The organism is Iocasia fonsfrigidae (genome assembly GCF_017751145.1).
GTDB lineage: Bacteria > Bacillota > Halanaerobiia > Halanaerobiales > DTU029 > Iocasia > Iocasia fonsfrigidae.
The window spans coordinates 2,342,900-2,366,598 of record NZ_CP046640.1; the positions used below are offsets into that span (position 1 = coordinate 2,342,900).

Below are 23,699 nucleotides of genomic sequence, written 5' to 3' on the forward strand. Positions count from 1 at the left end.
AAAGAAATCAGGCTAAAAAATTCTGTAATTTTTCAAATAATCCCCTGGTTCTCTCCTTCGGTTTAATAATTAACAATAATGTATCATCACCAGCAACTGTACCAATAACATCTTCCCAGTCTATGTTATCAATAGCTGAAGCTAAACCCATTGCAGTTCCAGGTAGTGTTTTAAGGACAATAAGATTCTCACTATAATCCATATCAACTACAAAATCCTGAAACATTCTTTTTAACCAGTCATAGATGTCTGTCTGTTTACGCTCATTGGCCAGTGAATATTTATAACCACCATAACCATCCGGAACCTTGATCAGGCCCAATTTTTTTATATCACGTGATATAGTAGCCTGAGTAACATCTATTCCTTCCTGCTCCAGTCTGGCAACTAATTCCTCCTGGGTGCTTATATCATAAGTTTTTATAAGATTTAATATCCTTAAATGGCGCTTACTCTTCATCTAATACCTCCTTTATACCAGACCTAGCTTCATTTTTTTATGAAGAATTGTATAAAAGGTTTTTTCAGGCATTCTTATAATTGATAACTCTTTTTCTGAGGCAGACAGACAGATTTCATCTTCGGCCTCTAATAAACAATTAGCTCTACCATCAGCAGTTAATCTCATGCTTTCATCACCTTCAACCTTAACCTTTAAACTCTCCTGATCAGATATTACCATAGGTCTCATAAAAAGTGTATGTGGACAGATAGGTGTTAGAATTATAGCCCTGACCTGAGGGTTAACTATTGGCCCTCCAGCAGATAATGAATAGGCAGTTGAACCAGTGGGAGTCGTTATTATTAAACCATCTGCCCTATAAGAATGGACTATCTCATTATTAATATATAATTCAAGGGAAATCATTTTTAATTTTCCACCACGGTGGATAACAAGATCATTAAGAGCAGTACTATTAAATATTTCTTTAGCACTACGAAAAACACTAACATTTAACATCATTCTTTTTTCTATTTTATAATTCCCTTTTAATAGATTGCTCAAAGCTACTGTCAACTCATCTGTTTCTATCTCTGTTAAAAAGCCTAAATGTCCAATATTTATCCCCAGTAAAGGAATATCAGTATTAAAAAAATGATGTGAGGCATGAAGAAAGGTCCCATCACCACCAAAGACAATTACAAGGTCTACCTTTTCTTTCAAAAGCTTATAATCTGCCCGTTTGTCCTCTCTTCCCAGTAATAAAGCAGCATTCTCTTCAATTAAATAATCAGCCTCATTTTTTTCTAAAAAAGTAATTACATTATTAACTACTGGATATGCCTCTTCTTTTAATGTGTTCATATATAGGCCAAAAATTTGAATAAAATCAACCCCTCTCAAACTGGCTGTGTGCTGTCTCTACTATTTTTTCTATCTTACGCTGCCACAAGATTGGATCTATTTCTTCCCTTGTTTTTTTCAAATGTATCAAAAATTCTATGTTTTTACTGCTAGCACCAGTTATTGGCGAATAATTCAAATTCATTAGAGCCAGACCCTCTCCCTGAAAAAAGGAACTGAGTTCATTAATTACCTCTCTATGTAGCTTACTATCTCTTACCACACCATTCTTACCAACCCTATCTGGTCCAGCTTCAAACTGTGGTTTTACCAAAGCAACAATATCTCCCTCTTCTTGTAAAAACTGTACAGCCGGTGGAATGATAAGGCGTAAAGAGATAAAAGAAACATCTGTCACTATCAGAGGAACCTTAATTTTTAACTGATCAGGGGTAAGATACCTGAAGTTTGTCCGTTCAATAACTTCAACCCGGTCATCCTGTCGTAATTCCCAGGCAAGCTGACCATAACCAACATCTATTGCATAAACCTGTTTAACACCATTTTGTAAGAGACAATCTGTAAAACCACCTGTTGATGCACCAATATCAATGGCTTCTTTCCCCAGGGTATCTATTGCAAATACACGAAGGGCTTTCTCCAGTTTTAGACCTCCACGGCTTACATAAGGGGATTCCTTACCTTTAAGTTCGATTTTAGCTGTCAATTTTATTCTGGTACCTGCTTTATCTACTACCTCACCATCAACTAATACCTTACCAGCCATAATAGACCTTTTAGCCTGGCTCCTGCTGGAAACCAGTCCCCGTTCAGTTAGCAAAATATCTAGGCGTTCTTTCTTGGCCATACAGCAACCCCCATATCTGTAGCAGAAAACTCAAGTACTGTATCTACAATACCTGAGGTATCAATTCCGTAAAGTGATCTCATCATCTCCTGAGAACCATGTGGTATAAAACTGTCTGGCAGACCAAGTCTCTTTAAGGAAATACCCTCCAGTTGTTCTTTATTAATTAATTCCAGCACTGCTGTACCAAATCCTCCATTTAAAACCTGTTCTTCTACTGTTACTACCTTTTTAAATTTCTTAATCTTAGCAACTAACAAATCCTTATCAAGGGGTTTAATAAACCTGGCATTAATAACTTCAGCCTCTATTCCCTGTTCAGCAAGTTGGCGAGCAGCCTCTAAAGAAGGGTAAACACGGGAACCAATTGCTATTATCAAAATATCTTTACCTTCCTTAACCACCTCAGCCTTACCGACCTCAAGCTTATTTAGGTCTTGATCAATTTTTACACCATAGATGTCTCCACGGGGGTATCTGATTGCTGCCGGACTATCTAAGTTAACAGCAGTATATAACATATGCTGTAATTCATTTTCATCCTTTGGTGCCATAAGGGTAAGATTCGGTATCGGTCTTAAAAAAGAAATATCAAAGGTACCCTGATGTGTTTCACCATCATTCCCTACAATACCACTCCTGTCAATGGCAAATACAACTGGTAAGTTCTGAATACATGTATCATGGATAATCTGGTCATATGCCCTCTGTAAAAAAGAGGAATAAATGGCTACGACAGGTTTTTTGCCTCCCCTGGCCAGTCCAGTTGCCAGTGTTACAGCATGTTGTTCAGCAATTCCAACATCATAAAAACGGTCTGAAAATTTTTCTTTAAAAATATTCAAACCTGTTCCCTCTGGCATTGCTGCAGTAATCCCGATCAAATCATTATCAAGCTGGCCTATCTTAATCATAGCCCGGCCGAAAACCTCACTATAGGAAGGCAGTGCCCTTTCCTTCTTTCTTTCTCCATTACCTATTTTAAATGGACTTACCCCATGATATTTACTGGGTTGGTTTTCAGCAGGTTGATAACCCTTTCCCTTAATTGTGTTAACATGTATCAAAACCGGACCTTTAATCATATCAGCCTTTTTAAAGTTATTAAGCAATTCTTCTATATTATGTCCATTAAGTGGTCCAATATAGGTAAATCCCATTTCCTCAAATAATATCCCGGTTAATACTGTATATTTAAGTCCGTCCTTTACCCTTTCAATAGTCCTGGACATAACTGAACCTATCCTAGGTATTCTGCTTATTATAAATTCTATATCTTCCTTTAATTTATGAAGACGTGGATCTATTCTGATATTAGAAAGATAATGTGATAAGGCCCCTACATTTGGCGAAATAGACATATTGTTATCATTTAGAATTACAGTCATATCCCTGCCCAGATGACCAGCATGATTCAAGGCCTCAAAGGCCATACCAGCAGTTAAAGAACCATCACCAATAACAGCATATACCCTGTCTTTTCTCTGCTCATGGTCCCTGGCCAGAGCAAGACCAAGAGCTGATCCTATTGAAGTACTACTATGACCAGTCTCAATAATATCGTGAACACTCTCACTTCGTTTGGGATATCCACTCAAACCCTCATACTGTCTAATTGTTTTAAACTCATTTTTCCTACCGGTTATTATTTTATGAATATAGGACTGATGACCAACATCCCAAATTATTTTATCCTGAGGACTATTCAAATGATAATGAAGGGCCAGGGTAAGCTCAACAACACCTAGATTAGAAGCTAAATGTCCCCCAGTATCAGCAACCGTTTTAATAATAAAATCCCTTATTTCAAAGGCAAGTCTATCCATTTCCTCATAGGATAAAACCTTAATATCATCTGGTGAATAAACATCATCCAATATCCGTCTCATTTATTTGTCACCTCTTAATTTAGCAGCGATTACTAGCCTGATTAAAATAAAGCCAGCAATAATTTTTCCTACAAAAAAAATAATTTCATCTGCGCTTTTAATTCCATAAGTCTTAAAAAATGACTTACCACCAACTGTTAAAGCAGCTACCAATCCTATGACAATAAGATTAATAAAACCCTCGGAACCACCCCAGACAGCAATTATTCTAAGAACAATAATTGCCCCGGTAGCACCACTAACAGTCCCACAGATATCACCGACAATATCACACATGAGACTTGCTACCCTGTCAGCGTGTTTAACCAGAAACAAAGCCTCTTTAGCCCCAAATAAACGTTTAGCAGCACGGGCATTAAAGGTTTTTATGTTGGCAGCTGTAGCAGCAACACCAATCATATCACTTATAATCCCTATAAAAATTATTATTAATAATATTATTATTGCAGGAATCAAAGATACATGTTCTATCTGTAACTGTGAACCTAGTGTAACCAGAATAGCAATCAAAAATGTAAGAATAGCAATTAATAGACTTCCTTTTATATTCTCAATATCCAAATCTTTTTCACCCTTCAAGATTAATTATCTTAGACTGGATGGTAATATAACAGGTAAACACTGCGGCATAGGTCCAGTTGGTTTTCCCCTAGAATAACCTACTGTCACCAGTTAGGCGGTTTCCCTTTATTATTCCAACTGTAAGGTCACCCTATACAGGACTGGACTACCACTAAGACCACACTTTAATCCCTATTATACCTGAACAAATTGTTCAGCAGCCTAGAAGTTTTCCTTGACAATACATACCCATTTCCTAGCTTCTTTTGCAGTTCAGGTTTCCAGTAGAAGGAGGTATTTGTACCTGGTTCCTTGATATAAATACATTACTACTGTCCCCTGCACCACTTCAAAGCAGGCTACACTGCATCCATCTTGCAACAGATACAGGTTCACCAAAACACTGTTCCCACAAGCATTTTGGCCTCCACGGGAAAGGGGTCAACGCCCACATGCCATTGTGGATCGCCCCAAGCCCTTAACTCCCAGCACCAGCCCCCGACTGGGCGTCAGCAGCCAGCACCAGGAACTTCATCGATATGCCCTTGACGGATTTTTAGGCCCGCCTTCAGAAATAGAGTATTGACTAGGATACTGCACCATCCGTAAAAGATATTATAACACATATTATATCCAACTTTCAATCAAGACTGTCTGATTAGAATATAGTCTATCAACTGTAGTAGATTATCTGCCTTTTCGCCAAACATATTCAGTGCTTCCCGGGCTAAAGTTGCTGTATTCTCAGCCTCAGCTCGCGCCTGATCAAGACCAATTAATTTTGGATAAGTAGCTTTATTAAGCTCTTCATCACTACCAGTTTTTTTCCCAAGTTTATCTTCATCACCAATAACATCAAGTATATCATCAACTATCTGAAAGGTTAAGCCAAGATAATTGGCGTATTTTCTCAGAGCATCTATTTCCTTATCTTCTGGGTCAGCACAAAAAGCACCAGCCAGTATCGCTGTTCTAAATAAAGCCCCTGTTTTAGCCCGGTGTATTTCCTTAAGTTCCTTAAGACCTATTTTCCTGTCTTCAGCTTCCAGATCTAGGACCTGACCAGCTACCATTCCATTTATCCCTGCCCCATCACTTATTAATTGAATTATCCTAACAATCCTCTCGGCTGGTAAGGAAAGATTAGCTAAAATATTAAAGGCATAGGTTAGCAAACCATCACCTGCTAGAATTGCAATACCTTCTCCGTAAACCCTGTGATTTGTAGCCTTACCGCGGCGGAAATCATCATTATCCATACTGGGAAGGTCATCATGGATAAGTGAGTATGTATGTATCATCTCCAGAGCTGCCCCAACTTTAAGGGCAGAAACTACATCACCTGCCAGTAATTCAGCTGTCATCCTTGTCAGGATAGGTCTTAGCCTTTTACCACCGGAAAACAGGGTATATCTCATAGCAGTGAGGAGTTTTGGTGCTATTATATTCTCTTCTAAATCCATTAGTTCATTAAGTACTCTATCTGAATCAGCAGCATAATCCTTTAATAACTGTGTAATATCAGTCAATTTATTTCCTCCTCATTCTTATAGGGAACTATATTATTTAAGTCATCTGCTTCTTTTAAGACAATCTCTATCTTTTCTTCAGCAGCAGCTAACTCCTGGTTACAGAATTTAATCAGCTTGACACCTTCGGTGAATTTTTCCAAGGACTCATCCAGAGAAAGACCACCTGATTCTAGTTTTTCTACAATATCTTCTAATTTTTCCAGTGCTTTCTCGAATTTCATTTCATTCTCAGACACTAAATTCACCTTCTTTCTCTGTTTCCTCTACAATACTCTTTATAGTTCCATTACTAAGTCTTATATCCAGATAGTCACCCTTTTTAATACCAGAAACATCCCTGATTAATTTGCCTCTGGAACTTACTATAGAATAACCACGTTCCAACGTTTTAAGTGGGCTAAGACTATTCAGTTTACTATTTACTAAAGTAAATCTCTCCTTATAACTCCCAATACTCTTTTCCATGGCCCATTCAAACCTCTTTACCAGTTCATCCCTTTCCTGTATCTGGGCAGCATATAACTCTTCAGGTAGGGAAAAGACCCTGTTATTTTTCAGGGTAATAAGATTTTCTCTGTATCTCTCCATCTTATAATTTACTGCGTTTTTCAACCTACTAAATAGACCAGTTATATTCTTCTCTATCTCTTCTCTGGAAGAAATAGCCAATTCGGCAGCAGCAGATGGTGTCGGTGCCCGCAGATCCGCCACAAAATCACTTATCGTAAAATCAGTTTCATGACCAACACCACTGATAATCGGTTTTTTCGAGTGATAAATAGCTCTGGCCACTATCTCCTCATTAAAGGGCCAGAGGTCTTCAATCGACCCACCACCGCGGCTAATTATAATCAAGTCTATATCACTACGTTTATTTAAATAATCAATACCACTAATTAATTCATCTTTGGCCATATCACCCTGCACCCTTGATGGTACTATCAAAACAGATACACCAGCAAAACGTCTTTTTACCACTGATAAAATATCCCTGATTGCTGCACCTGTAGGTGAAGTTACAATACCTATTTTTTTAGGAAGCATCGGTATTTTTTTCTTAGATTCACTAGCAAAAAGACCTTCTTTTTCCAGTTTCTCTTTTAATTGTTCAAAAGCCAGATAAAGGGCCCCTTTACCAGCTGGTTCAATCTTATCAATATAAAACTGGTAACTCCCCCGTGGTTTGTATAAATCAATATACCCATGGGCATTTACCTTCATACCATCTTCCAGTTTATATTTTAAATACCTATTATAACCCTTGAACATTAAAGAATTTAAACAAGTATTACTATCCTTTAAGGTAAAATACATATGCCCGGAACTGTGGTGGTGAAAGTTAGAAATCTCTCCAACTACCCATATATCATTGAGCAAGTTGTCTCCGGCAAATAAATCCTTAATATAATCTGTTATCCTGGAAACACTATAAATTTTTCTATCCATAATAACTATTAGACCCCATGATATTCTCTAGCTTTAATAGTATTTTTCATTAACATTGCTATTGTCATCGGCCCAACACCACCAGGGACAGGTGTAATATAGGCTGCCTTTTCCTTAACTTCATCAAAAGCAACATCTCCAGTCAGTTTGCCGTTAACACGATTAGTCCCTACATCAATAACAACAACACCCTCTTTAACCATATCAGCTGTTATTAAATTAGGACGACCAACAGCAGCAATTAAAATATCGGCCTGTCTGGTTTCAGCAGCTAAATTGGCAGTCCTGGAATGACAGATAGTAACAGTAGCGTTTCTCTCTAAAAGGAGATGAGCCACCGGTTTACCCACAATAATACTTCTGCCAACTACAACGGCTTTTTTACCCTCAATCGTAATCCCTTTTCTATCCAGGAGCTCGATAACTCCCATTGGTGTACAGGCATCAAACCTTGTCCTATTCTGCTGACCACTAAACAATCTACCGGTATTTATGGGATGAAAACCATCTACATCTTTTGTAGGAGCAATCGCTTCTATAATTACCTTTTCATTTATATGTTCTGGTAGAGGAAGTTGTACCAAAATACCATCAACCCCATCATCAAGATTTAATCTATCAATAAGTTCCAATAATTCCTGCTGATTTATATTTTGGCTGAGCCTGACTATTTCTGAAGAAATCCCAAGTTCAGTAGCAGCCCTTTCTTTAAATTTAACATATGTTTGTGAAGCCGGGTCATCACCTACCAAAACAACTGTTAAACCAGGCTTTCTACCCTCTCCGGCAAATTCCTTAACCCTTTCTTTATATTCATTCCTTATTTCTTCAGCAATCGCTTTACCATCTATCAAATTACTCAATTTTTACCACTCCATTCCTTACTTGTCAGGTAATCAATAATACTCCGGGCTGCTTTTTTTCCGGCCCCCATTGCCTGGATGACAGTCGCAGCACCTGTTACTATGTCACCACCTGCAAAAACCCCTTCACGACTGGTTGCCAGCCTATCATCTACCATAATTCCTCCCCAGGACTCAGTCTTCAGGTTTTCAGTATTACTCGTCAGTAATGGATTTGGTGTCTGACCAATAGCTACAATTACTGTATCAACTTCCATTGTCCAGTTTGACCCCTCAATGGGAACAGGCCTCCTTCTACCTGAATCATCCTCATCACCCAACTCCATCTTAATACATTCCATACTGAAAACACGACCCTCCTGACCATCAATTTTAACTGGATTATTTAATAATTTAAAGATTACGCCTTCTTCCCTGGCGTGCTCTATCTCTTCATCCCGAGCAGGCATCTCTTCTTCAGACCGTCTATAAACTATAACCACCTCATCAGCCCCCAGCCTCCTGGCAGTCCTTGCTGAATCCATAGCTACATTACCAGCCCCAATAACAGCTACCCTATTACCAATCTTAACAGGGGTTCTATAATCAGGATATTTATAGGCCTTCATAAGATTTACCCTGGTTAAAAACTCATTAGCAGAATAAACACCATTAAGATTTTCACCTGGAATATTCATAAAACGCGGTAGCCCAGCACCTGTACCAATAAAGATAGCCTGATAATCTTCGGCAAAGAGCTCATCAATTGTAACACTCTTACCTACTATAACATTAACCCTTATATCTACACCAAGGGCTCTTACACTCTCAACCTCTTTATCAAGTATCTTTTTAGGCAGACGAAACTCAGGTATACCATAACGGAGAACCCCACCAGTATCATGTAAGGCTTCAAAGATAGTCACCTGATAACCCTCTTTAGCCAGATCAGCAGCAGCAGTTAAACCAGCTGGTCCTGCTCCTATTACTGCAACCTTTTCCTTACTAACTTTATCTGCTACAGCATCAGCAGAGGTGTTCACCTTGTCTAACATAGAATCTGCAACAAACCTCTCCAGACGGCCTATAGCCACTGGTTCATTCTTGGCTCCCATAACACAGACTTTTTCACACTGACTTTCCTGTGGACAGACCCTACCACAGATTGCAGGTAAATTGTTTTTGCTTTTTATTATATCATTGGCTTCTTCGATCTTTCCTTTTTTTAATGCCTTAATAAAATCTGGAATAGGAACATTAACAGGACAACCATTTACACAAGGCGACTTAGGACACTGTAAACACCTTTCAGCTTCATTGATGGCCTCTTCTTTATTATAACCATAAGGTACTTCTTTAAAATTGTTTATTCGTTCAGTTGGATCCTGATTGCGCATTTCTGTCTTCTTTTTCTGTAAGGCCATTATTTATTCACCTCTTCATCCAGTCTACATTGATGCACTTCTTCTTCATCTTTATAAAAACTAAGCCTATTTATTAATTCATTAAAATCTACCTGGTGTCCGTCAAAGGCAGGTCCATCTACACAGGTAAACTTTGTTTCACCACCAACAGTGACCCGACATCCACCACACATCCCAGTTCCATCAACCATCAATGAATTAAGACTCACTATTGTCTCTACACCATATGCTGCTGTCATATCAGCTACCGCTTTCATCATGGGAACAGGACCAATAGCAACAACCAGGTCAATCTCCTGATCTTCTTCCAATAGATCTTTAAGAATGTCTGTTACAAAACCATGATGGCCATAACTACCATCATCAGTAGCAATATATAATTTATTACTTATCTCAGCCAGCTCATCCTCTAAAATAATCAAATCCTTTGTCCGGGCACCGGTAATAGCAATTACCTCTGACCCCTTATTGTAAAAAGCCTTGACCTTGGGATAAAGCAAAGCCGTTCCAGAACCACCTCCAAGACAAACAACTTTTTTATAACCCTCAAGTTCAATATGTTTACCTAAAGGACCCACAATATCTTTAATATGCTCACCAACCTCCAGGCTACCTAACTGTTTGGTTGTATAACCAACCTCCTGAAATATAATGGAGATTATACCGGTCTCTCTGTCATAGTCAGCAACCGTTAAAGGAATCCTTTCACCCTTCTCATCAATCCTTAGAATAATAAAATTCCCTGCTTTTGTTTTATTAGCAATCATAGGAGCCTTTACATTTATCCTTTTTATTCCCTTAGCTAATACTTCTTTTTCTAAAATTTTGAACATAAAACCCCTCCAATTTCCCTTTTACTACCTCTACTTTATTTTTTAATTCCTTTTTTATAATTATTCTTTAACTTGACTTAAAATCCTGCAAAAACTTTTTATATTCCTGTTAAATTAACATGGGGGACTTGGCTCATCATCAGGTATAAGGCTGATCAGTCCCTGCTCTTTTAGCAGCTGTGTAACCTCTGCCATACTGCTCTTCTTGTCTTCAGGCAAACCTTCTACAAAGTCATTAATCTCTTCAGTCGAAACATTATTAATATACTTTATTCCTCCATACTTAATAGTACGAACTCGCTGTGGAAAATGCCTGTTTTCCACTATTTAACCCCCTTTTTTCTGGATTATCTATATTATATCCACTTTTATAAAAAATAAAGGTTTTATAGAAATATTTAATAAGAAATTTAACCGATAATATTAAATTTTCTAAATATACAAAAACTTAAAATTTATCTTTTTTCAAAATAACTTCATTTGAAGTATTGACATATAAGCTATGAAGTATTATACTATATAAAGTGTCAAGATAAACAGCAAAATATATGCTGAAGTGGCGGAACTGGCAGACGCGCATGATTCAGGGTCATGTGGACTTCGGTTCATGTGGGTTCGACTCCCACCTTCAGCACCATTGAAACAACGGGCGTTAAGCCCGTTTCTTTATGCTTGGCGGTCAAATTTCATGTTGGTAAAAGTGTCCGGAAAGTGTTCAGAAAAACCAAATAAAAAATAACCCCCGTTAAGGGTGGATTTAATTTTTAAAATACCACATCACATCCTAAATAAAAACCATCATAATCATTATCCCTATCTTCAGCAACTCCCTCATCTTCATCTTTTTCATATGTAAAATGTTTATCCATATAACCAATTACAAAACTAACCTTTTCATTAATTTTTTGTTTAAAACTAATATCAAAACCATAACCATCAAAATCATCACTAGGTTCAAATCCTAAATCACTATCTCCAGAATATTTACCAATAAGAATATAATCAGCTCTTAACCTTAAAAATGTGCCTTCCCTTATTTTAGCCCTTGCCGCAACTGAAATAGGTAGTTTATACTTATCACTTTTAACATCAATGTCATAACCCCAAAAATAGCACAGAAAAACTCGGACATGATATAATAAAAAAATAATATATAAATTGAAATTATATACTCCCCAAGAAGGAATTGCTCAAATAATCAAGAACAATATAATAAGGAGTTGATAGTATGAATGAATTAGAAAAAAAGATTGACAATTTAGAAGGAAAGATAGATATATTTCTGGAAGGTTTCGGTAATTTTAAGATTGATGTTGACCAAAGACTTTCTAATATTGAAAATGACATTAGTCAAATCAAAGACGATATAAAAAGTCTTAACAATAAAACAGAACTTGCATTAGATTTTATTGCACAGAACAGGCTTGATATAAGTAGCTTAAAGAAAAAAGCAAAATAAATAAAAACCCACGGGAAACTGAACCTGTGGGTTTTTTAGCAATATATCATTTCCTGTTTTAAGAGCTTAAACCTAAAGTTGATTATACAATTATCATAAATCTCCTTAAAAAAAGTGACAGCTACGACGATTTAAAAGGATAAAATAAGTTTAACAGTTGGAAATTATTGTTTACAAAAATATACCTGATAATCTATTTATCAAGGGTTTTATTAACAAGATTTATCTATATTTAACTAGATAAAATACATAACGGTAATTCAGGGTAAATAAAAACCATCATAGTCGTTCTTAAAATCATCATATAATCCCTCATCTACATCTTTTTCATATGTAAAATGTTTATCCATATAACCAATTAAACACCAGAAATGAAAGAATTATTGAAAATACTAAGTTCAAATCATAAGTAGTCAATTAGAATTATAAAATATAATTGAATTAACCATATAGCATGTGTTAAAATAAATTAAAGGGGCTGATACTTATGGCCAATATGCTATTATATTAGAGCTGGTTTTCAAGACTAGAATAAGGGTTTTCTGTTACGCCTGTTGCTTTTAGTTTTCATTTTGAGCGGGAGGATTCAATCAGTTCTCTAAGGGGCTACTTTTTCATCCTTTTTTAAGTATAAATGAAAGAAATACTCTGCTATCCCAATTAATATAGCAAACCACAATAATGTTGACCAGCTTGTAGTAAAGGCAGGAATTAAAAGATCAAAAATATAAGCTGTTATTGCAGCAAGAAGACCATCACCAATAGAAGCTATCATATTACCCTTTGCCGGTAATACCATTAAATCCCCTATTAGATAATTAATTAACATAGCCACCAAACTCAGTAATAAGATCCAGGAGATATCATTATTTAATAATAAATCGAAAGCAATAAAAGCTGATACAAACGTTAAAATAAATTTTATCAATAGGGTCATACCTGTTCTCATTATTATCCCTCCAGTAATTATTCTCTTGAATTTATATTATATAATATAACTAAATTTGTAACTTTTATACATAGAGTTCTTATAATTATTTCTGCTCCAACAACAAAAAACCCCTTTTATATAAATATAAAGGGGTTTTTATTTTTGTGACAAAATAATACCATAAGTTTTCCTGTTATTATTACAAAGTAGATTTACTATTTGTTTATTCATTAATTAACTAAGTACCTGTTTATTCCACAAAATCTTCTCTGATTGGTGTGAAAATGTCCAATATTACTCCATCTTCCAGAGCTTTAACACCATGTTCAACGTTTTTATCAGCATAAAAACTATCTCCACTCTTTAAAACCTTCTTTTCATCATCACAGCTTATCTCAAAACTACCACCGACTACATAACTCACTTGCTCATGTTCTTCATGACTATGTACCTGACCTATACCACCTTTTTTAAAATATACCTCAACCATCATCAATGATTCACCATTAACAAGAATTTTTCTGGCAACTTTTTCTTCCAATTGATTAAGTTCGATTTCTTTATTGATAGTAATCATTAAATCTCCCCTTTTTTAAATATCAAAAGAATCAATATATGTATAACTATAGACCATCTACAAATCTAATTTATACTATTTAACCTGGCAAGACAGCCGCCATTAAGAGCAATAAGTATAGATATTACCCTGAATATCTAGTTTTCACAACTTATAGACTATAAACAGAATCAGAGGGCAACACTTTGATATTATAGCTCAAAAGTAAATTCACAGCTTTATCAGCATCTTCAACACGCAAAATTATCAAGGCCTCTTCCGTCTTTTTACCGATAGCATACATGTACTCTATACCTATTCCTTTATCAGCCAGAAGGTCTAATGCCTCTGCTAGTCCACCAGGTTTATTTTTTACAGATATTGCAATCACAGCTGTACAGCTAACTGTTAAACCAGCTTTCTGTAAAACCTCTTCTGCCTCTTCTGGTTTATTCACTATCATTCTTAAAATACCAAAATCTGTAGTGTCAGAAATAGATACTGCACTGATATCAATATTGTTCTCAGCTAAAATCTTGGTAATCTCAGCCAGACGTCCTGATTTATTTTCAACAAAAACTGAAATCTGTTTTATTAACACCCCTATACCCCCTTTAATATACCCCTAATAGTTATATCCAGCCTCAAAGGCCTTTATATTCACCTCAATAAACTTCTCAGGAACCATTTCTTTGATAGATATAAACCAATCTTCCTTCTCAAAATCTAGTGACCTGGCCATTAACCCTATCATCACTGTATTAACCGTTTTAATATTTCCAGATTCTTTAGCAATCTTAAAAGCATCTATTACCCTTATGTTTGGGTATTTATCTCTTAATTTTTCTATTATATTATCAGGGTATTTTGCATTTTCTATTATTACAGGCATAGGGTCAATTTGTTGATTATTAATTAATAATCTTCCAGCTGGTTTTAAATACTCTATCCAACGAAGAGCCTCCAGCTGTTCAAAGGCAAGAATTATATCTGCTTCTCCCTTTTCAACAATAGGAGAATATACCTTTTCAGCCAGTTTAACATAGGTAACTACACTCCCGCCCCGCTGGGCCATACCATGAACCTCAGACATTTTTACATCATATGATTTATTTAACGCAACATTACCAATAACTTTACTGGCTAATAAAGTCCCCTGGCCACCAACACCAACAATCATAATATTGAGCTTATTCATTACTATCACCAGCCTTTTCAAAAGCATTAGCCGGACAAACCTCTGTACATAACATACAAGCTACACATAATGCCTCATTTACTTCCATATGATCACCCTTATCCACAATAGCCGGACAACCTAATGACATACAGAGTTTACAATCAACACACTTATCTGTATTGATTTCCAGCACACCTTCATAATTTACATCTTTTAATAAAGCACAGGGGCGCTGAGCTATAACTACCGACGGTTCAGCTGCCTGAACCTCTTCCCGAACAACAGCCTCAAATTCCTTCAGATTAAAGGGATCGGCAATTCTAACCCTTTCTATTCCAACAGCCTCAGCTAATTTTACAAGGTCTACCTGTTTAGTTACTTCACCCTTTATTGTATAACCAGTAAGTGGGTTATCCTGATGACCTGTCATTCCGGTTATAGAGTTATCCAGGATAATTACTGTAGAATTACCCTGATTATATACAATATCAATTAAACCAGTTACACCTGAATGCATAAAGGTTGAATCCCCAAGAACAGCAACTGTTTTCCGAGCAAAGTCTTTTCCCCTGGCTTTTTCCATACCATGAGCCATACCAATACTGGCTCCCATACAGATACAGGTATCCATGGACTGCGCAGGTGGTAACGCCCCCAGGGTATAACAACCAATATCTCCAGTAACAGTCAAACCAAGTTTACCGAGGACATAATATGTCCCTCGATGAGGACAACCGGGACACATTACAGGTGGTCTAAGTGGAAGTTCATTTTTAAAGGGTTTATTTGTATTATTTTCATTTAACATTTTATCTTTAATAATTTCAGCACTGAGCTCACCAGTAATAGGCAGCTTTTCTTTGCCGATTACTTTTATGCCCATTGTTTTAATATGTTTTTCAAAAAATGGCTCTAATTCCTCAACAACATATAACTTATCTACCTTATCAGCAAATTCACTTATCAATTTATCTGGTAGTGGATAGACCATACCCAGTTTTAAATATGAAGCATCACTAAAGGCCTCTCTAGCATACTGATAAGCAATCCCACTACTTATAACACCAATTCTCTTGCTGCCCCATTCAATCCTGTTCAAAGTTGTCTTATCAGCAAAATCTTTTAAAGAATCCATTCTTTTTTCTAATACAAGATGCCTTTTCCTACCCATGGCAGGCATCATAACATATTTTTGAAAATCCTTTTTATAATCCTTCAAATCTACTTCTTCTCTATCTTTTAATTCCACAATACCCCTGGAATGAGAGATTCTAGTTGATAAACGAACTAAAACAGGTGTATCAAACTCCTCACTAACTGCAAAGGCTTCTTTAACAAAGTCCTTACTCTCCTGACTATCAGCCGGCTCAAACATCGGCATCTTGGCAGCTCGGGCATAATTACGACTGTCCTGTTCATTCTGAGAACTATGCATACCCGGGTCATCCGCAACAACAATTACCAGTCCTCCATTTACCCCTGTATAAGAAGCTGTAAATAATGGATCAGCTGCCACATTTAAACCAACATGTTTCATTGCACAAATTGATCTAGCACCTGCTATTGCAGACCCACAGACTACCTCTAATGATACCTTTTCATTGGGAGCCCATTCAGCATATATTTCATCATATTCTGCTATACTTTCCGTAATTTCAGTACTCGGTGTCCCTGGATAAGATGAGGCTACCCTGACACCAGCCTCATAAGCACCCCTGGCAACAGCCTCATTACCAAGCATTAGTCTCTTCACTACTATTACCCCCTCTAGTATATTTATCTATCATTTATTTATTTATCCCTTAGATCAATTACCCGCTTAGCCTTACCTAAGGACCTTTCCAATGACTTAGGCTCAACAAGCCTTACTTTAGCTTCTATCTGGAGTGTAGTCCTCAACTCTGCTTTAATACCTTTTTCAAGTTTTTCTAATTCACTAAATTTCTCCAACATCTTACCATCAACCAACTCAACCTGAACCTCTATATCATCCATATAACCCTTTTTTCGGACAAGTATCTGGTAATGGGGACCAATATGCTCCATCCCTACCAACACACTTTCGATCTGTGAAGGAAAAACATTTACTCCCCTAATAATTAACATATCATCAGTTCTACCTAGAATTTTTTTCATCCTTACATTTGTCCTTCCACACTGACAAGGCTCAGGGTCAAGGATTGTTATATCTTTAGTTCTGTATCTCAACATGGGAATCCCCTCTTTAGTAAGGGTAGTCAAAACCAGTTCACCCCTTTCACCATAGCCCTTTGTTTTGCCAGTTTCAGGATCTATAATCTCTGGATAAAAGTGGTCTTCATTAATATGCATCCCAGTATGGCATAAGCATTCACCTGCAACCCCAGGACCAACTATCTCACTTAAGCCATAATTTTCAGTTGCCTGGATACCCCACCTTTTCTCAATTTCTTCTCGGAGTTCATCAGTATGTCCTTCACCACCAAAAAGACCTAACCTTAATTTATGTTTATTACTATTCAAACCCATTTCTTCTGCAAGTTCGGCCAGATATACTGCATATGATGGAGTACCGACAATTATAGTAGAACCAAAATCCTCCATTAACATTAACTGCCTTTTAGAATTACCACTTGAAGCAGGAACAACAGTAATACCAACTTTTTCCAAACCATAATGAAGTCCAAAACCGCCAGTAAACATACCATAACCGAAAACAACCTGGGCAATATCATCCTTACATCCACCAGCTGCCTTTATTATCCTTGCCACACATTCAGACCAGTTTTCCATATCTTGACGAGTATATCCTACTACAATGGGTTTTCCGGTTGTACCAGAAGAAGCATGTAAGCGAATAATCTCTTTAATAGGAACAGCAAATAGGCCATAAGGATAATTGTCTCTCAAGTCATCCTTGGTAGTAAATGGAATTTTTTCTATATCCTTCAGTAATTTTATATCTGCTGGCTTCAAACCAACTTTGTCAAACTTCTTTCTATAAAAAGGCACATTATTATATGCCCTCTTAACAGCTTTTTTTAGATTTTTTAACTGCAATTCAGCCATTTCATTTCTACCTATACATTCTATATCTTTATTCCAGATCATATAAACATTATCCTCCTCAATATTACCCTTTAAGTTATATTTTAAAGAGTTAATACCTGTCAATAAAACTAAAACAGCATTAATCCTCCTTAGAGTCATAAGGTCCTTTGACTCATTTGCTTACTCAACCTCTATTTTAGAACTACTCCCCCCATAGATGAAAAAACTTTTATTTAATTATTTCTTAACCATCCATTTCATTTGAAAATAATACACGTAAAACATTTATAATTATTCTATCACATACAATAAATATTCTAGATTAAATATATATTTCCTTTAATTAAACTTCTTTTTATATCTGCTTATTACTCTTATTTAGTTTTCTACCACAAACTACCTGTCTAAATATTTTTTAATACTAAAAACTAGGTAATGATCCAAATACTTTAGGGGGTAATAATCTATTGTTATTTAATAGTAAAATACACAAATTATTTATTCTATTCCTTATGTTCCTCTTGTGGTCTTTTCTTAAAATAAATAGGTTTATTTCCAGGATAATCGGTAAGAAATCATTCTTCAGATTATATTAAAAGGCATCTTTATACACTGTTATAATTTATAAAAAACACAGCATGAATTAGTTAATTCATGCTGTGTTTTTTTAATTCCTATAATCAAAATACCAAACTACAAAAAATTTTCTTTTGCTAATTCATCCCTTTATTTTTATGCAGTTTCTTCTTTGCCCAACATTTCTTTAAGACAACTCTTACATATTACCTTTTTCTTATATTCTATGGTATCTTCTGCATTCCCACAAAATAAACATGCTGGCTCATATTTTTTAAGTATTACAGTATCCTCATCAACATAAATTTCCATTGGATCTTTTCTGTCGATATGCATGGTTTTCCTTAATTCTTTAGGTAATACAATTCTTCCTAAATCGTCAATTTTCCTCACAATACCAGTTGCCTTCATACATAAGTCACCCCTTTTTTTTATTATTATAGCAAAATATGGATAACTTGTCAATAAGTTTTTGTTTTCTTTTGGCGTATTATATAATAATTATTAGTTTTTTATTATATTTCCACTTTTTCGATAGCATTTACAGGACAGTCATTTAATGCTTTTTGGCATAATTTATCTTCTTCAACAGTCACAGGTTGTCTGTCAACAATAGCATGTTTATCCCCTATAGTAAATTTAAAATTATACGGTGCAGTTGCCATACATTTGCCACAGCTAATACAGGCTTTGTTGACAAAAAATTCTCCTACTGCATTTTCTGGATAGCCTTCTTTTATATTAAACAATTTAATTCACACCCTATTTTATTTATAAAAAGCTACTGGCTTTATTATACTTAATACTATTCTTTTTATACAAAAATAAAGACCTGGCTTTTCCTTAAAAGCCAGGTCTTTAAAAATATGTTTTTATTTATTTACCTTACCTAAGATTCCATTAATAAAAGCAGGTGATTTATCATCAGAAAACTCCTTGGCTAACTCTACTGCTTCATTAATCACTACCCCCTGTGCTAAACCTTCTTTCAATTCATAAAGGGCCATCCTGAGGATATTCCTATCAATATATGACATGCGTTCTACTTTCCAATCAATAGCTAGTTCATTTATTTTTCTATCATATTCTGCTAATCTTTTTACTACACCAATTACTATATCTTCAAAATAATAATGTTCATCACAAAGAACTTCACTGTCTATTAAATTAGCTATTCCTTTTTTTGCTTCTACTACTGATAGACTATCTAAAATATCCAGGCCGTATAACACCTGAAGTGCCCAAATCCTTTCCTGGTGTCTTGAAACCTTCAACATCAATATCCCCTTTTCTATTGTTTATATTGTGGTGGTAGTAGGCGGTCAAGAACCCTTTTGAAATCACCCTCCTGATCCCAGCGAGAACCAAGATAATAACCAACAAAAGAAAATACAACAACCAACAGAGCTTTAAAAAACCCAATGATCAATATTAAGATAGCAAGGAAAAAACCCAGGAGAACTCCTGTGACTTTACCCTTATGATATGTTATAAGTTGAAGTAGTTTCTTCCATAATTCATTTTCCATTATAAACCACCCTATTTCACTAATTCCTGATCATTACTAACACCCTTAATAAGAACCTTAACACCTGCAACATTAACACCTGTTGTATCTTCAATATATGATTTAACAAGCATTTGTAAATCAGCTGTTAATTCAGGGATAGGGGTATCAGCTGAAACCTTTCCTTGTAAAAAAATAAATAATCCTTCATCCTTTACTAACATCTTATTGCTAATCTCTGCAATGCCTTCCTGTTGTAACGCAACTGAATTAACTAAATTATCAAGGGCTTCAATTGTAATATCAACTTCCCCCAGGTCTGATCTACTAATTGGAGTAGTTTTAACTTCTCTTACGAAAAAAGGATAAATAATCCAGGCGCCAGCAATAAATAACAGCAAAAAGACTATACCTGCCTGCCATTGCTTATACATAGACTCAATTATATCGGGCAACAACCCAACTCTAGCAAAACCAAAAGCATAAATTGCAGTAAGCAGAGAAACAAGCATTAATATTATTGACATAATAAATATGATAAACCGATAAAAAAGATTCACTACCTTTCCCCCCATTCCCGGATTAAATTCCAAAAGTTAAAAGAGTCTATCTAATTAAGCCCGGTCTCTTCTACACTCTCTTGCTCATTATCCTCATTAGCAAAATGAACCCCTTGAACATGAATGTTAACCTCTTCAACATCAAGACCTGTCATGCTTTCAATAGCATCTTTCACATTTTCCTGAATACCTTCAGCAACATCAGGGATAGCATAACCATAATCAATAATAACCGTTAGCTCTACAACACATTCACTCTCACTGGCTTCAACCTTAACTCCCTTTTTATGCCCAAGCATCTCAGCAATTCCACTACCAACACCACCACTCATACCTGATACACCATCAACTTCAGTTGCAGCCAGACTGGCGATAATAGCTATAACTTCATTAGCAATCTTAATTGAACCTATATTAGCTTTATCTTCCATAAAAACTCACCCCTTTTATTTTTCGTTATTAAGCCTCCGATGAATAAAATTAGTATGATAATTACCTTTCCTAAAGTAGGCATTATTTAATATACGTAGATGGTAGGGTATTGTTGTCTTAATACCATCAATAAAGAATTCATCTAAGGCCCTTTCCATCCTTGATAAAGCCTTTTCCCTATCCTCTTCCCAGACAATTAACTTGGCAACCATTGAATCATAATTTGGTGGAATAAAATAACCAGGATAGACACCACTATCAATTCTTACTCCAGGACCTCCAGGAATAATATATTCTTCCAACCTACCTGGTGAAGGAATAAAGCCTTTTTCCGGGTCTTCCGCATTAATCCTACATTCCAGAGCAACACCCTTAAGTTTAATATCATCCTGATTAAAAACCAGTTTTTCACCAGCAGCAATTCTGATCTGTTCTTTAATTATATCAATTCCAGTAACATATTCAGTAACAGGGTGTTCAACCTGTACCCTGGTATTCATCTCTATAAAGTAATAATTATTATCCTTATCAAGCAAAAATTCAACTGTACCGGCATTGGCATATGAAACTGCTTTAGCAACCTTTACTGCCTTCTGACCCATTTCATACCTGAGCCCTTCTTCCAGGGCAGGAGAGGGTGACTCCTCAACTATTTTTTGATGTCTGCGTTGGATCGAACAATCCCTTTCCCCCAGATGGATAACATTGCCATGTTCATCAGCCAGGATTTGAAACTCAATATGTCTGGGCTCTTCAACATATTTCTCCATATATACCTCAGCATTACCAAAAGCAGCTTCAGCTTCTCTCTGAGCAGTCTGAATAGCCTTTTTCAGATCCTTAGCATTCTGAGCAATACGCATCCCTTTCCCACCACCACCTGCAGCGGCTTTAACGATAACAGGATAACCAATTTCTTCTGCAAGTTCCAGGGTTTTTTCAATATCTGTAAGACTCTGTTCAGTACCTGGTACAACAGGTACCCCGGCCTTAATCATTGTTTCTCTGGCCTTAACTTTGTCACCCATCAAAGCTATTATCTCAGAAGAAGGCCCTATAAACTTAACCCCACTACTTTCACATACTTCAGCAAAATGGGCATTCTCTGCTAAAAAACCATATCCTGGATGAATGGCATCAGCATCTGTCACCTCAGCTACACTCATAATAGCAGGTATATTAAGGTAACTCTGGTTAGAATTAGCTGGACCAATACAATAGGCCTCATCAGCCAGCTTAACATGTAAAGAATCTCTATCAACCTCCGAATAAACAGCTACCGAAGGTATTGATAATTCCTTTAGAGCACGAATAATACGAACAGCAATTTCTCCTCTATTTGCAACTAAAACCTTATTAAACATCTATTTACTCCCCCTCTTTAAAGTGGCTCTATTACGAAGAGGGGCTCTCCGTATTCAACTGCTTGTCCATTTTCTACTAATATCTCAACAATCTTACCCCTGGTCTCTACTTCTATTTCATTCATTAGTTTCATAGCCTCGATAATACACAGTGTATCACCGGGATTGACTATATCTCCTTTTGCTACAAAGGGATCAACATCAGGGGCAGGAGCCCTATAAAATGTCCCTACCATTGGAGCAACAATTTCTTCTCTGTTTGAATCAACAATATCCTCCTTCTCCTGATTTCCCTGATCTTCAATTTGAGAAGGTCTCCGCTGTATATCAATAAATTGTTCTGCCTCACTAGCCTGAAAACCCCGTTTTATACTTATTTTAGTTTCCTTTTCTTCCACATTAATTTCTGTGATATCTGTCTCCTTAATTAATTCTATTAATGCCTTTATTTCGTCCAGATTCATCGTATTTCCCCCTTATTTACAACAATATTTTACCACCTGTCTATTAATTTTATCCAATTAATGGTTTAAAAACAAGCAGTTTTTAGTGCTTCTTTATATTTTTATTCTCTATTAATCCTAAAAATCCTTTTTAAAAAAGAAAACTGTTGGCAATATTACCAACAGTTTTTGATAAATAAGACTCTTTCATAATAGCCCTTTTGCATAATTGAATTGTTATCCAGACGATTAAAACGGAGCAGAATTTAGTAAAGACAATTATGAAAAAGGCTGTTTTGCTGTTTGACCGTAGGGAGTTTAAAACAGCCCATAATTGGCTGATACTAAATTCGTTGCGGAGTTTTTGTATGGGAACAATCAATTATGCAAGACACTTAAATAAGGCTATTATCCTGTCTCAATTTTCTTTTCAATTATGGTTACATCCTCAAAATTGAACCCGGTTATCTTGACAATAATATCACCTATTTTAGCAACATCACTTTTATTAAGTCCGTTTGTATGTACAATCACATCAACTGCTTCTTCATGAATATACGCCAGTGATTCTTTATAACCCCTGGCCCTGATTAAACTCTCTATCTCTAACTCTTTTTCCATCTTATCGGTCAATGCCAGCATCTTTTTCTGTGCTTCTTTTTTGGTTATTTCATCAGAGTTGGGATTATTAATCATCTCTCTGAATATATTTATCTGTTCACTCCTGGCCTTATCTCTTTCAAGACGATATTCTATAAAGAAATCCTCTTCATTCTGAGAATCTTTTGCCTTAGTATAATTTATGTCATCAACCTTTCCCCCTCCCTGAGATTTAGACTCCTCAATCACTTCAATATTCTCTGATACCGTCTCTTCCACTGCCAGATAATCACCACCTTGGTAGACAATAATTGAAGTTACCATCCCAACCCACACCATCATAATCATCAACCAGAGAATTTTCCTCCTTATCATCATACT

Annotated in this window: 28 protein-coding genes and 1 tRNA gene; 2 read left to right on the plus strand and 27 right to left on the minus strand. The window is 36.0% G+C overall.

From position 1 onward, the window contains the following. Positions 1 to 7: 7 nt before the first annotated feature. The 12 genes from argR to GM661_RS11295 form a co-directional block, all read right to left on the minus strand. Positions 8 to 460 (minus strand): arginine repressor, encoded by a 453-nt coding sequence (argR, locus tag GM661_RS11240; protein ID WP_125990710.1) that lies wholly within the window; start codon positions 458 to 460, stop codon positions 8 to 10. 12 nt (positions 461 to 472) lie between these two features. After that, on the minus strand, positions 473 to 1,306 hold the full coding sequence (locus GM661_RS11245; RefSeq protein ID WP_230866926.1) for an NAD(+)/NADH kinase: 834 nt from the start codon (positions 1,304 to 1,306) through the stop codon (positions 473 to 475). A 25-nt stretch (positions 1,307 to 1,331) separates the two neighbouring features. Beyond that, positions 1,332 to 2,153 carry a TlyA family RNA methyltransferase gene (locus tag GM661_RS11250; RefSeq protein WP_230866927.1) on the minus strand — a complete coding sequence of 274 codons (822 nt, stop codon included), beginning with the start codon at positions 2,151 to 2,153 and terminating at the stop codon, positions 1,332 to 1,334. Beyond that, positions 2,132 to 4,042: a 1-deoxy-D-xylulose-5-phosphate synthase gene (gene dxs, locus GM661_RS11255; protein ID WP_230866928.1), complete on the minus strand. Its 1,911-nt coding sequence runs from the start codon at positions 4,040 to 4,042 to the stop codon at positions 2,132 to 2,134. The genes GM661_RS11250 and dxs overlap by 22 nt, the downstream gene beginning before the upstream one ends. After that, positions 4,043 to 4,603, minus strand: a complete 561-nt coding sequence (locus GM661_RS11260) for a hypothetical protein (RefSeq protein ID WP_230866929.1) — start codon at positions 4,601 to 4,603, stop codon at positions 4,043 to 4,045. A gap of 644 nt (positions 4,604 to 5,247) precedes the next feature. Beyond that, positions 5,248 to 6,132 carry a polyprenyl synthetase family protein gene (locus tag GM661_RS11265; RefSeq protein WP_230866930.1) on the minus strand — a complete coding sequence of 295 codons (885 nt, stop codon included), beginning with the start codon at positions 6,130 to 6,132 and terminating at the stop codon, positions 5,248 to 5,250. Next, complete coding sequence (gene xseB / locus GM661_RS11270) at positions 6,129 to 6,356, minus strand: exodeoxyribonuclease VII small subunit (RefSeq protein WP_407929665.1); 228 nt, start codon at positions 6,354 to 6,356, stop codon at positions 6,129 to 6,131. The genes GM661_RS11265 and xseB overlap by 4 nt, the downstream gene beginning before the upstream one ends. A gap of 7 nt (positions 6,357 to 6,363) precedes the next feature. Next, positions 6,364 to 7,581, minus strand: coding sequence for an exodeoxyribonuclease VII large subunit (xseA, locus tag GM661_RS11275; RefSeq protein WP_230866932.1), 1,218 nt, complete (start codon positions 7,579 to 7,581; stop codon positions 6,364 to 6,366). A gap of 8 nt (positions 7,582 to 7,589) precedes the next feature. Then, entirely contained in the window at positions 7,590 to 8,444 is an 855-nt protein-coding gene (gene folD / locus GM661_RS11280) for a bifunctional methylenetetrahydrofolate dehydrogenase/methenyltetrahydrofolate cyclohydrolase FolD (protein ID WP_230866933.1), read from the minus strand. After that, positions 8,441 to 9,847, minus strand: coding sequence for an NADPH-dependent glutamate synthase (gltA, locus tag GM661_RS11285; protein WP_230866934.1), 1,407 nt, complete (start codon positions 9,845 to 9,847; stop codon positions 8,441 to 8,443). Before gltA ends, folD begins: the two co-directional genes overlap by 4 nt. Beyond that, entirely contained in the window at positions 9,847 to 10,680 is an 834-nt protein-coding gene (locus GM661_RS11290) for a sulfide/dihydroorotate dehydrogenase-like FAD/NAD-binding protein (RefSeq protein WP_230866935.1), read from the minus strand. Before GM661_RS11290 ends, gltA begins: the two co-directional genes overlap by 1 nt. 114 nt (positions 10,681 to 10,794) lie before the next feature. Then, a complete protein-coding gene (locus GM661_RS11295) occupies positions 10,795 to 11,004 on the minus strand; it encodes a hypothetical protein (RefSeq protein ID WP_230866936.1) in 210 nt (69 codons plus the stop codon). Positions 11,005 to 11,230: 226 nt separating this feature from the next. Between GM661_RS11295 and GM661_RS11300 the strand changes: the two genes are divergently transcribed. Both GM661_RS11300 and GM661_RS11305 read left to right on the plus strand, forming a co-directional pair. After that, a tRNA-Leu gene (locus GM661_RS11300) sits at positions 11,231 to 11,317 on the plus strand. 591 nt (positions 11,318 to 11,908) lie between these two features. Next, on the plus strand, positions 11,909 to 12,139 hold the full coding sequence (locus tag GM661_RS11305; RefSeq protein WP_230866937.1) for a hypothetical protein: 231 nt from the start codon (positions 11,909 to 11,911) through the stop codon (positions 12,137 to 12,139). A gap of 598 nt (positions 12,140 to 12,737) precedes the next feature. Here GM661_RS11305 and GM661_RS11310 read toward each other — a convergent pair. From GM661_RS11310 to GM661_RS11380, 15 genes are all read right to left on the minus strand, one after another. Next, the gene (locus tag GM661_RS11310) at positions 12,738 to 13,088 is read right to left on the minus strand and encodes a DUF2512 family protein (RefSeq protein ID WP_230866938.1); all 351 of its coding nucleotides are present in this window, start codon (positions 13,086 to 13,088) and stop codon (positions 12,738 to 12,740) included. Between the two features lie 232 nt (positions 13,089 to 13,320). Next, positions 13,321 to 13,647 (minus strand): cupin domain-containing protein, encoded by a 327-nt coding sequence (locus tag GM661_RS11315; RefSeq protein ID WP_230866939.1) that lies wholly within the window; start codon positions 13,645 to 13,647, stop codon positions 13,321 to 13,323. A gap of 151 nt (positions 13,648 to 13,798) precedes the next feature. Then, positions 13,799 to 14,227 carry an ACT domain-containing protein gene (locus GM661_RS11320; protein WP_125990725.1) on the minus strand — a complete coding sequence of 143 codons (429 nt, stop codon included), beginning with the start codon at positions 14,225 to 14,227 and terminating at the stop codon, positions 13,799 to 13,801. Positions 14,228 to 14,251: 24 nt separating this feature from the next. After that, positions 14,252 to 14,824 (minus strand): indolepyruvate oxidoreductase subunit beta, encoded by a 573-nt coding sequence (locus GM661_RS11325; protein WP_230866940.1) that lies wholly within the window; start codon positions 14,822 to 14,824, stop codon positions 14,252 to 14,254. Further along, positions 14,817 to 16,559, minus strand: coding sequence for an indolepyruvate ferredoxin oxidoreductase subunit alpha (gene iorA / locus GM661_RS11330; protein ID WP_230866941.1), 1,743 nt, complete (start codon positions 16,557 to 16,559; stop codon positions 14,817 to 14,819). The genes GM661_RS11325 and iorA overlap by 8 nt, the downstream gene beginning before the upstream one ends. Positions 16,560 to 16,597: 38 nt before the next feature. Further along, positions 16,598 to 17,896, minus strand: coding sequence for a phenylacetate--CoA ligase family protein (locus tag GM661_RS11335; protein WP_230866942.1), 1,299 nt, complete (start codon positions 17,894 to 17,896; stop codon positions 16,598 to 16,600). Between the two features lie 672 nt (positions 17,897 to 18,568). Beyond that, the gene (locus GM661_RS11340) at positions 18,569 to 18,823 is read right to left on the minus strand and encodes an AbrB/MazE/SpoVT family DNA-binding domain-containing protein (protein ID WP_125990729.1); all 255 of its coding nucleotides are present in this window, start codon (positions 18,821 to 18,823) and stop codon (positions 18,569 to 18,571) included. Between the two features lie 104 nt (positions 18,824 to 18,927). Then, on the minus strand, positions 18,928 to 19,161 hold the full coding sequence (locus GM661_RS11345; protein WP_230866943.1) for a ferredoxin: 234 nt from the start codon (positions 19,159 to 19,161) through the stop codon (positions 18,928 to 18,930). Positions 19,162 to 19,284: 123 nt separating this feature from the next. Continuing rightward, positions 19,285 to 19,689, minus strand: a complete 405-nt coding sequence (gene nusB, locus GM661_RS11350) for a transcription antitermination factor NusB (protein WP_230866944.1) — start codon at positions 19,687 to 19,689, stop codon at positions 19,285 to 19,287. Between the two features lie 14 nt (positions 19,690 to 19,703). Next, positions 19,704 to 19,940, minus strand: coding sequence for a DUF2273 domain-containing protein (locus GM661_RS11355; RefSeq protein ID WP_230866945.1), 237 nt, complete (start codon positions 19,938 to 19,940; stop codon positions 19,704 to 19,706). 11 nt (positions 19,941 to 19,951) lie between these two features. Then, positions 19,952 to 20,479 carry an alkaline shock response membrane anchor protein AmaP gene (gene amaP / locus GM661_RS11360; RefSeq protein ID WP_230866946.1) on the minus strand — a complete coding sequence of 176 codons (528 nt, stop codon included), beginning with the start codon at positions 20,477 to 20,479 and terminating at the stop codon, positions 19,952 to 19,954. A 50-nt stretch (positions 20,480 to 20,529) separates the two neighbouring features. Then, positions 20,530 to 20,910, minus strand: a complete 381-nt coding sequence (locus GM661_RS11365) for an Asp23/Gls24 family envelope stress response protein (RefSeq protein WP_230866947.1) — start codon at positions 20,908 to 20,910, stop codon at positions 20,530 to 20,532. Positions 20,911 to 20,925: 15 nt separating this feature from the next. Next, on the minus strand, positions 20,926 to 22,275 hold the full coding sequence (gene accC, locus GM661_RS11370) for an acetyl-CoA carboxylase biotin carboxylase subunit (RefSeq protein ID WP_230866948.1): 1,350 nt from the start codon (positions 22,273 to 22,275) through the stop codon (positions 20,926 to 20,928). A gap of 17 nt (positions 22,276 to 22,292) precedes the next feature. Next, positions 22,293 to 22,739, minus strand: coding sequence for an acetyl-CoA carboxylase biotin carboxyl carrier protein (gene accB, locus GM661_RS11375; protein ID WP_230866949.1), 447 nt, complete (start codon positions 22,737 to 22,739; stop codon positions 22,293 to 22,295). Positions 22,740 to 23,126: 387 nt separating this feature from the next. Further along, entirely contained in the window at positions 23,127 to 23,696 is a 570-nt protein-coding gene (locus GM661_RS11380; RefSeq protein WP_230866950.1) for a SpoIIIAH-like family protein, read from the minus strand. Positions 23,697 to 23,699: the final 3 nt, after the last annotated feature.

Excerpts from the sequence above, each read along its gene's own strand:
- GM661_RS11315 (WP_230866939.1), bottom strand. The coding sequence starts at position 13,647 with ATGATTACTATCAATAAAGAAATCGAACTTAATCAATTGGAAGAAAAA.
- GM661_RS11325 (WP_230866940.1), bottom strand. The coding sequence starts at position 14,824 with ATGAATAAGCTCAATATTATGATTGTTGGTGTTGGTGGCCAGGGGACT.
- GM661_RS11380 (WP_230866950.1), bottom strand. The coding sequence starts at position 23,696 with ATGATGATAAGGAGGAAAATTCTCTGGTTGATGATTATGATGGTGTGG.
- nusB (WP_230866944.1), bottom strand. The coding sequence starts at position 19,689 with ATGTTGAAGGTTTCAAGACACCAGGAAAGGATTTGGGCACTTCAGGTG.
- GM661_RS11355 (WP_230866945.1), bottom strand. The coding sequence starts at position 19,940 with ATGGAAAATGAATTATGGAAGAAACTACTTCAACTTATAACATATCAT.
- GM661_RS11250 (WP_230866927.1), bottom strand. The coding sequence starts at position 2,153 with ATGGCCAAGAAAGAACGCCTAGATATTTTGCTAACTGAACGGGGACTG.
- accC (WP_230866948.1), bottom strand. The coding sequence starts at position 22,275 with ATGTTTAATAAGGTTTTAGTTGCAAATAGAGGAGAAATTGCTGTTCGT.
- GM661_RS11340 (WP_125990729.1), bottom strand. The coding sequence starts at position 18,823 with ATGAAGGCAACTGGTATTGTGAGGAAAATTGACGATTTAGGAAGAATT.
- argR (WP_125990710.1), bottom strand. The coding sequence starts at position 460 with ATGAAGAGTAAGCGCCATTTAAGGATATTAAATCTTATAAAAACTTAT.
- GM661_RS11290 (WP_230866935.1), bottom strand. The coding sequence starts at position 10,680 with ATGTTCAAAATTTTAGAAAAAGAAGTATTAGCTAAGGGAATAAAAAGG.
- gltA (WP_230866934.1), bottom strand. The coding sequence starts at position 9,847 with ATGGCCTTACAGAAAAAGAAGACAGAAATGCGCAATCAGGATCCAACT.
- GM661_RS11365 (WP_230866947.1), bottom strand. The coding sequence starts at position 20,910 with ATGGAAGATAAAGCTAATATAGGTTCAATTAAGATTGCTAATGAAGTT.
- GM661_RS11305 (WP_230866937.1), top strand. The coding sequence starts at position 11,909 with ATGAATGAATTAGAAAAAAAGATTGACAATTTAGAAGGAAAGATAGAT.
- dxs (WP_230866928.1), bottom strand. The coding sequence starts at position 4,042 with ATGAGACGGATATTGGATGATGTTTATTCACCAGATGATATTAAGGTT.
- GM661_RS11335 (WP_230866942.1), bottom strand. The coding sequence starts at position 17,896 with ATGATCTGGAATAAAGATATAGAATGTATAGGTAGAAATGAAATGGCT.
- xseA (WP_230866932.1), bottom strand. The coding sequence starts at position 7,581 with ATGGATAGAAAAATTTATAGTGTTTCCAGGATAACAGATTATATTAAG.
- xseB (WP_407929665.1), bottom strand. The coding sequence starts at position 6,356 with ATGAAATTCGAGAAAGCACTGGAAAAATTAGAAGATATTGTAGAAAAA.
- accB (WP_230866949.1), bottom strand. The coding sequence starts at position 22,739 with ATGAATCTGGACGAAATAAAGGCATTAATAGAATTAATTAAGGAGACA.
- GM661_RS11245 (WP_230866926.1), bottom strand. The coding sequence starts at position 1,306 with ATGAACACATTAAAAGAAGAGGCATATCCAGTAGTTAATAATGTAATT.
- GM661_RS11310 (WP_230866938.1), bottom strand. The coding sequence starts at position 13,088 with ATGAGAACAGGTATGACCCTATTGATAAAATTTATTTTAACGTTTGTA.